Raw genomic sequence first — 8,595 nt, forward strand, 5'->3', positions numbered from 1 at the left:
CTATTCGGTGAATGGCTCCGCTACAGACGGATTTCCTGGCCTTTCGCAGCCGATTCGTAGATGCCGCAAAGGATTTTCATCATATTGAGTCCGTCTTCAACCGGACTGATCGGCGTTTCGCCGGAACGCACGCAAGAAACGAAATGCGAGATTTCATTTTGGAACGCGCTGTTGATCTCAATGGATTTATTGTTCGTTTGCGGCGACACGTTCGTAATCGTATCCAATACCTCGGTTACAAACGTCAGCTCCGGCTCCAGCTCCACGCCGCCCTTGTCGCCGTACAGCTTCACGGAAATCTCGTCCTTCTTGGCGTGCAGCGTAAAGCTGACGTCGATCATGAGCGACGCGCCATTCTCAAATCGGATGAGCGCATTCGCCAAATCCTCCACCGTGTTGTGTTCGGCATCGTAATCCGCTGCTTTATAGAAATTCAAGTTCTTGATGTTCGCGCGGTTACCGAGCTGACGGTACGTATTGCCGCTGACGGATACCGGCTTCGGTCTGCCCATCAAATACCAGCACACGTCGATCACGTGGACGCCAATATCGATCAGCGGGCCGCCGCCGGAGCGCTCCACGTCCGAGAACCAGCCCCCGGGATTGCCGAGGCGGCGCAAGCAGGACGCTTTGGCATAATAAATGCTGCCGAGCTGTCCGTTATCGATAAAATGCTTCACCAACTGCGCATTCGTATCGTAGCGGCGAACGAACCCGACTTGCAGCGTTTTGCCCGTTTCCTGCACCGCCGTTTGAATTTGAAGCGCTTCCTCAACGCTTTTGCACAAAGGCTTCTCCACCAGCACATGCTTGCCGGCCCGCAGCGCCGCGATGCTCAACTCCGCATGCGTGTTGTTCCACGTGCAGATGCTGACGGCATCAATCTCCGGATTCGCCAGAAGCTCACGATAGTCTGTATAAATATGCGGAATGTTATACTTGGCCGCCTTGCCCTCCGCCCGTTCGCGATTCAAATCGCACACAGCGAACAACTCCGCCTGCTCTTCCTTCACATACGACGCAAAATGTAAATCGGAAATGGAACCTGCCCCAATCACGCCAATCTTCAGCTTGTTATTCATCGGAAAGTGTGCCTCCTTCATTCATATACTCCTTTAAGGTAGCACGTCCGCTCCATGAGAAGAATACATAGAATAAGCAGGTTCATGGACTATATATCCAAAACAATCGTTTTGTGCTATTCATAATCGATTTGACGTCTAACTTGCGGTGCTCGCAGCGCTTACAATACAAGTATGAATCATAACGAAACGGCAGACCAACCCACTGCCTACCTGGAGGGAATTGCGATGATTACCAAAGGAAACCCATTCTCGCTCGAACAGTATCAAAAAGAAGGGTACAGCGGCCCGATGCAAGGGCTGACCTTACAAGAGGCGGATTTTTACTATCAGCGATTTTTCGATGTGCTGGAGCAGTCTAAATACGAGCCGGGTCCAACGAGAATGAATCTGTCGGCGTGGCACCAACGCCATCACTGGGCGTACCAGCTCGCTACGCATGCGAGCATTGTCGGGGCGATGAAGCAAATTCTCGGCGACGATATCGTGCTGTGGGCGATGCATTTCTGGTATAAAGAGCCGAATAACAACAAGTTCATTCCGTGGCATCAAGATATTAATTATTGGCCGATGGAGCCGGCGATCAATGCCACTGCTTGGGTCAGCCTCGGCTGGTCGATTCGGGAAAACGGCTGCCTGCGCGTCATTCCTGGCACGCACAAATCGATTGTGGAACATGTGTCCACTGGCACCGATGCCAGCGCCTTTGAACAAGGCCTGCCGGAGGAGGCGATCGACGAGTCCAAAGCGGTCGATTTGGAAATGTCCCCTGGACAAATTGCCTTTTTCAATGAAGCAACGTTCCACGGATCGGAGACGAACCGCTCCAACATTCCGCGCGTCGCGTTCTCTGTCCGCTATACGACGCCGGAAGTCAAGTTCAAGATGGACGAGTGGGGCGGCGATACGACCCGCATTCGCACTTATCTCGTCAGCGGCGAAGACAAATTCAAGTTAAACGAGGGTATTCAAGGCATTGTGCCTGTACCTGAAAGTTAAACAAACATGCTACAATAGGCAGTAAACCCCATTTTAAGACCTGGCGCGAGGTGGCTGTTTCATGAACTCTTTTCAACTGATGATAGAATCTCTGGCGATCCGATTCCTTCACATCATTCAATATACGCTGGACTATCGCTGGGGGGGCAGCCGCCGCACGCTTCGTCATACCGTGCTTTGGTACGTTCATCGCGGGAGCTTTCACTTAGAAATCGGTGACACGGCCTATCGCTGCTCCGATGGCCAGGTGTGCATCCTGCCGGCCGGCAGCCTCATCTCCTTCCGCGCTGTCTCCGACGAACTGCTTCTCACGAGCATCAACTTCGACGCGGAAGTGACGATGGTCAGCCATCGCAGCTGGGCGCAGGTGATCAATGCGCCCGTGCGGTTTGAAGGCACGTACCGCCACCTGGAACCGGTGCTGCAGGAGATGCTTCTACACGCGGATAAATCAGTGCCATACGTGCACCTGCTGCAGCAATCCGCTCTGCTGCGCATCCTGTATGAGCTGCTGCATACCGGCACCGCCGGGGAATCCGTCTTCGCCTATACGCATGCGGACACCCGCATCCATACAATCATTCATTTCCTGAATGCCCATCCGCACCGCATGCCGGAAATCAAAGAGCTTGCCGAGCTTGTGCAGCTTAGCGAATCGCATCTTCGCAAGCTGTTTATCAAGCAAACCGGACAAGCTCCGCTTCATTTTGTACATAGCCTCAAAATCGAACAAGCGAAAAAGCAGCTGACGGCCAGCTCCAAGCCCGTCTCGCAAATCGCCTACGAGCTGGGCATCGACAACGCCAACTACTTTTCTCGCATGTTTCGTTTAAAAACCGGCCTCACTCCGCTGCAATACCGCCAGCAGTTCGGCCTCTGGCTGAACGATTAGCCGGCATTAGCGCACCGTGCTACCGTTTTCCAGCGTCATCGTAAAGCTCGACTGCGTCCCTGTCTCCGCCGCCGTCAAATCAATTAGATAGACGTGCTCGACCCCGTTATGATGATTGGCGTGCTCCGCCGTGGAGATCGACGCCTTCAGCTTTGCGGCATCATAGCGCAGCACGCGGCTTTTGCCCTCCGATTCCAAACGAATTTCCCCTTCTGTGGCAATGACCGGCTGCACAAGCGTGACAAAGCGCTCGGTAATCGCTGCCCCCGGCGTGCTGAATGTGAACGTATCCGTCAGTGTCAGCTTGCCTTCCACTTTATCAATCGCAAATTCCCGCTCCAGACTTTCCAAGCCATGAACCGTATACGCTTTGCCGATGTCCAGCTTGTAACGGTCCTCGGTATCCGAAAGCGCGACGTCCAGCACTTGGCCGGCAAAAGCTCGTCCCGCCTGTTGAAGCTCGCCATTAATGATCGGCACATTATGCCCCGCTGAGCTGTTGCACAGAATGGAGTAACGCTCAGGTCCGAAATAGGCTTTCGTGTACCGCCCCGATCCCAGATCGTCAAGCCATCTCACGCCGTCGGCCAGCCAAATGAAGTTGCCAATATCGTTATGGTTGTGCGGCTCGTCATTATGGCCGCCTTTCGCTGCAAAGCTGACGGTCTGCTCGCCGGACTGCCATCTTGCGATCACCCACTGAGCTTCCGGCAGGAAGTCTGTGCCGAGCGCCAGCCCTTCCCGTTCCCTCAGCAGCGGTTCGTTCAGCCAAGCCACGCTGCGCAGCGTCTTGGCATAGCGTCCGCAATGGTCGATCGGCGCTGCCAAAGGCTCAAGGGAAGGAACCCGAATGTCCGCAAACTGCTCACCCAAGCGGCTGAAAATACCCGGCTCCACACCACCGGTACGCGAGCAGTCCGAGAAGTTCGCCACTTGATTCCCTTGCAGGAAACAGCGCTGTGGAAACAGTGCAATGCGGCGAACTTTATCTGAAGTCAGCAAATCCACCTTGCCGCCTGTCCGCTGTTTGAGCAGCTCCGAGAAGTATACATAATAACCGAATCCGTAATACCAGTAATTCAAGCCTTCCAGGCAGGCGCCTTCATCAGTGAAGCCTTCCAGGAAGCACTCCATGGCGTCCATCACCCGGGTCAAAATCGGCATCAGCACCTTGGAATCTGGAAGCAGGTAAATGGCGGCCATCCCCACGCTGCCGGCGCAAACGGCTGACCAGTTGATGTCACATGTTTCCCACCAATACGCGCGTTTGACACTCATGTACGGAGTAACGACTCTGCGCATCGCTTCCCTGCGCGCACGTTTCACGACTTGCGGCTGCAGCCGGTCGCCAAGCAAATGGCACGTTTCGCTCAGTGCATGCGCCGTCTCGGCGGCAAAGAGGTCGATATGCTTGTCCTCTTCCCCTTCGAGCGAAGCATCATGGTTGTACAGATGAGCCGGCAAGCACCAGGTGAACTCGTCGCATATCGCCCAAATCGTATTTTCCAATGCAGCAATGTACGTATCTTCGTCATCCTGAAGCGCAGCGACAGCCAGCGAAGCCAAGCGGCGGCGGCGATCGAAATACGCGTGCTCAAATTCAACGCGAGTTCCCTGCGTCCGATACAAATCAAATAGGCTAAAAGGCAACGCCTCAATTGGCTTCGTGACATAACTGTCCGCAATCGGCAAAATCTCGCCATAAACAGAGGCAAGCAGCGGGGTATTACCCATCGCCTGACGATTATTAGAACGTTTCAACTTTGCTTCTTGAAAAAGTGCGGCATGCTCCGCTTCGTGAGCAAGCAGTGCTTGCAAGAATGATCGGCTGTTCATGGTCATCACCTCAAAATTTTTTCAGTCCTCTCTTACTATAATCCGATCCTCCTGATTACACTAGCTTTAATTTTGACTTCCACCATGCTTTCGCTCACTTCCAAACTGGTTTCCACCCGATTTCATCTATTACCAAAATTGCCCAGAAAGACAAACTTATTCCCCCTATCGCTAAGGGATATGCAAAAAATTGCCATGCCGATCTTGCTTTCTCTGCACTCTCTCGGCATTCGGCTTCTGCTCTGGATCATCGTCGCCATCAAAAAGAAAAGCCGAGCCTCACAAGCTACCTCGTGATCTCGGCTTTGTTGCTTATGCAGTTCGAACGAGCGTTAATTCGTAATAGGCATTTAACAGTTTATCCAGTTCAATTGAAAGTTTCAAAACAGTTTCAGACAAGAGTCCATAAACGCGATAGGCAAGATTCAGCTCGTTACGCTTTGCTTCAATCTTTTGTTCCAAGTCACCTAATTGACCCATGTTGATCCCTCCGTATTTGAAATTTTCTTCCCGTGGATAAGTGATCCGTTATGTTACCTATATCATAACTTAATATTGTTAAGAAATTATTAGCAAAAGCTGAAAATTACCTATATTTGAAAATTTATTTAATGCCTACAATTTTACCAACTGTTCACTACAACGCAGATGTCAGGTTGACAATTGTACGACTGCGCCACCTGGAATCTCAACAGCGTCACCTTCCGCGCTAATCCAGACGGAAGCGGCCGACGGATTGTGAACGATTCTACTGTCCACAGAGAAACGAAGCCTGCCAAGCGCCTGCATATACAACGCAATCTCGGCATTGGTCGCATACCAGATGTCATCTTTGCCACCCACTTTTTCGCCAAAACGGTCAATAAGCTCCCAATTGTTGTCATTCTCGAATTCGTAGCTGTGGCCCCACACATAGAACAGTGCCATACGGGTATGCCGCTGCTCAAGCTGGTTAAACTTGTCCGCAAGCTCCACCATCATCTTGTGATGGCAAGTCGGATGCCAGCGGAGAAAATCCTTCGGCATGTGAAAGCCTTGATGACTTTCTGTCGTCCGTGCATATTCGATGCCCAGCGTCGGCAGCATCGCGACGACCGCGTCGGAATGTGTGCCGAACGGATAGCTCATACCGCGAACGGGATAGCCGACAAGCGCCTCCAGCGCAGCACGGTCGTTCGAAATCTCATGAACGACCTGCTCCGCCGGCGATTGCTCCAGAAATGGATGATCGATGGTGTGGGCCGATACTTCATGGCCTGCAAACAACGACTTGATTTCTGAAGCGGATATATAGCCTTCTTTACCCAAAAAGCCACTGTTCAAATGAAACGTTCCTTTCAGTCCGTATTCATTGAACTTGTCAACTAATCGGCGATCGTGGATTCTTCCGTCGTCAAAACTTAACGTCAGTGCTTTCGTCAGCCCGTTCGGAAACCGATCAAAGCGAATGCGCAGCATGTAATTGCCCCCTTGAAACGTTTTTAAGACCGATTCTCTCAGTCTACCAAATATTTCATTTCAAGGGTAGCCGTTTGGGATAAATTATGAGAGCCATGCCGCCAAATGCTGCTTCACAAACGCATCATCGTTCAGTTCGGGATAATCACGGTACATGCGGTCGATTTCTTCCGCTTGGCCTGGCGAAAGCTCCTCGTGCGGGTTCAAACACCATGTGCCTTTCATCAGCCCTTGACGGCGCAGCACTTCATGAATGCCCGGGATGCAGCCGGCAAAACTGTGCGCCGGATCGAAGAACGCGGCATTCGTTTCTGTGACGGCGATGTTGCGCGTCAGCCACTCGCGGTCGAGTGATGCGTTGTCGCGCACCGCCTTGATCTCTTCCAGCAGCTCAACCGCTTTCCGCGTCCAGACGGCCCAGTGACCTAGCAAGCCGCCGACGATGCGTTTTTCCACGGTTTGGCCATCGACCTGGAATTTATAAACCGTGAGCAGATCGTTCACGATGTTGTCGTCGTTGCCTGTATACAGCACGATCTCATCGCGTCTTGGCGAATAGCAGACCGCACGTGCGACGTCGATGGTCTGGTAGCGGTTGAACGGCGCCATCTTGATCGCGACGATGCCCGGTATGCGGGCGAACTCTTTCCAGAAATCGAACGAGTAGATTTTCCCGCCGACCGAAGGCTGGAGATAAAAGCCGATGACCGGCATTTTCTCTGCGATGCGCGCGGTGCGCTCGAGAATTTGCTCTTCGCTGTAGGCGTTCAGGCCGCCCATGGACAAGAGGCCGGCATCATAGCCAAGCCCGATCGCCGTATCGGCTTCGGCGATGGCTTGCTCGGTCGGGCCGCAAATGCCCGCCACTTTAATAAACGGACGATCCAGCTTCGCGCGGTCGACCTCTTCCGAAGCCATGCGCAGCACGGTTTCAAACAGATTGTGCTGCGGCTCGCGGATTTCGAATTGCGTCGAGTGCACGCCGACGGCAATGCCGCCGGCTCCCGCCGCCATGTAGTAGCGGGACAGCGCGCGCTGGCTTTGCTCGTCGAGCTGACGATCGGCGGTGAGTGCCAACGGATGCGCCGGAATGACAAGCCCGCCGTGCAGCGCTTCGAACTGCGCTCTAGATAGCTCTGGTCGTTTGCTCATTTAAAATTTCCCCTCTCGCTCCTGGAAATGCGTCGGTTTGTTGATCGTACTGCCGCCATTCAGCGTCCACTCGGCAATCCAATCCAGCATCTGGCCCAGGGATACGCTTGGATAGCCGAATTCCTGCATGCATTTCGCGGCATTGCTGAGCAGCGCGGTCTCGGACTCTTGGCCGACGAACGTCGGCTCAATGCCGAGACGCTTGCCGAGCTGCTCCGCTGCGTAGCGTACAGACACGGTTTCCGGCCCCGTTACGTTCAGGAAGTTCGCCGGGCTTTGCGCTGCGGCCAGGGAACGGATTGCGATTTCATTGGCATCCCCCTGCCAAATACAGTTGAAGTGACCCATCGCCAGGTTGATGGCGCGGCCTTCTTTGATCGACTTCGCAAGCTCGAGCAGCACGCCGTAGCGCAAGTCGATCGCGTAATTCAGACGGTAAATCGCTACCTTCGTGCCGTTCTTGTGGCTGTAGTGCTCGAACATCCGCTCGCGGCCCAAACACGACTGGCCGTATTCGCCGATCGGCGCAGGGCTCATGCCCTCATGCGCACCGCCGTATGTAACCGGCGTAAACGGGTAGACATTACCCGTCGAGAATACGACGATGCGGGAGTTTTTGTATTTTTCAGCGACACGTCCTGGCAAATACGCATTCATCACCCATGTAAAATGCTCCTTGCCGGTTGTACCGAATTTCGTCCCTGCCATGTAAATCACATTCGGGACGTCAGGCAGTGCCTGCAGCGCCGCATCGTCCAGCAGATCGCAAGCGATCGTCTCTACGCCGTAGGCTTGAAGCTCGTCTTTGAGACCCGCTTCGGAAAACCGCGAGACGCCGATCACTTTCTTAACGACGCCGGCTTCGCGAATGGCATTCATTGCAAGTCTCGCCAGGCTCGGCCCCATTTTGCCTCCGACGCCAAGCAGCATAATATCGCCTTCCAGCTCCCGCATAAACTGAACCAGTGCCGCCGACGGCTTTGACATCACCGCATCCAAATCTTCCAACGTTCTCATCGTTATCGTCTCCCTCTTTTGTATCAAGTTCGCGTGCTCTGAAATTAGTATACCTACGTCGAATGTTAAAAGACAAATCTTTAAAGTGTCTTTTAATGAGCGGCGTGATGGGGGGAAGCGGTGAAACACTTGGCGTTTGGAGACACGTTTCGGCGACAG

At 53.4% G+C, this 8,595-nt stretch carries 8 protein-coding genes; 2 read left to right on the forward strand and 6 right to left on the reverse strand.

From position 1 onward, the window contains the following. Positions 1 to 20: 20 nt before the first annotated feature. A complete protein-coding gene (locus EJQ19_RS11150; protein ID WP_126141285.1) occupies positions 21 to 1,082 on the reverse strand; it encodes a Gfo/Idh/MocA family protein in 1,062 nt (353 codons plus the stop codon). Between the two features lie 228 nt (positions 1,083 to 1,310). Here EJQ19_RS11150 and EJQ19_RS11155 point away from each other — a divergent pair, with 228 nt between their 5' ends. Continuing rightward, positions 1,311 to 2,081 (forward strand): phytanoyl-CoA dioxygenase family protein, encoded by a 771-nt coding sequence (locus EJQ19_RS11155; protein WP_164716461.1) that lies wholly within the window; start codon positions 1,311 to 1,313, stop codon positions 2,079 to 2,081. 61 nt (positions 2,082 to 2,142) lie between these two features. Continuing rightward, complete coding sequence (locus EJQ19_RS11160) at positions 2,143 to 2,973, forward strand: AraC family transcriptional regulator (RefSeq protein WP_126141287.1); 831 nt, start codon at positions 2,143 to 2,145, stop codon at positions 2,971 to 2,973. A gap of 6 nt (positions 2,974 to 2,979) precedes the next feature. On the opposite strand, the gene EJQ19_RS11165 is transcribed toward EJQ19_RS11160, so the two are convergent. The 5 genes from EJQ19_RS11165 to EJQ19_RS11185 all read right to left on the reverse strand — a co-directional run bounded on the left by EJQ19_RS11165 (position 2,980) and on the right by EJQ19_RS11185 (position 8,436). Next, the gene (locus EJQ19_RS11165) at positions 2,980 to 4,809 is read right to left on the reverse strand and encodes a heparinase II/III domain-containing protein (RefSeq protein WP_164716463.1); all 1,830 of its coding nucleotides are present in this window, start codon (positions 4,807 to 4,809) and stop codon (positions 2,980 to 2,982) included. Positions 4,810 to 5,121: 312 nt separating this feature from the next. Then, positions 5,122 to 5,289: an aspartyl-phosphate phosphatase Spo0E family protein gene (locus EJQ19_RS11170; protein WP_126141289.1), complete on the reverse strand. Its 168-nt coding sequence runs from the start codon at positions 5,287 to 5,289 to the stop codon at positions 5,122 to 5,124. 171 nt (positions 5,290 to 5,460) lie between these two features. Beyond that, positions 5,461 to 6,267: a polysaccharide deacetylase family protein gene (locus tag EJQ19_RS11175; RefSeq protein ID WP_206438402.1), complete on the reverse strand. Its 807-nt coding sequence runs from the start codon at positions 6,265 to 6,267 to the stop codon at positions 5,461 to 5,463. Between the two features lie 84 nt (positions 6,268 to 6,351). Further along, positions 6,352 to 7,419: a dihydrodipicolinate synthase family protein gene (locus tag EJQ19_RS11180; RefSeq protein ID WP_126141290.1), complete on the reverse strand. Its 1,068-nt coding sequence runs from the start codon at positions 7,417 to 7,419 to the stop codon at positions 6,352 to 6,354. Beyond that, positions 7,420 to 8,436 (reverse strand): NAD-dependent epimerase/dehydratase family protein, encoded by a 1,017-nt coding sequence (locus EJQ19_RS11185; protein ID WP_126141291.1) that lies wholly within the window; start codon positions 8,434 to 8,436, stop codon positions 7,420 to 7,422. Between the last annotated feature and the right edge of the window lie 159 nt (positions 8,437 to 8,595).

This window comes from Paenibacillus whitsoniae (genome assembly GCF_003955665.1).
In the GTDB taxonomy this organism is placed as follows: domain Bacteria; phylum Bacillota; class Bacilli; order Paenibacillales; family NBRC-103111; genus Paenibacillus_E; species Paenibacillus_E whitsoniae.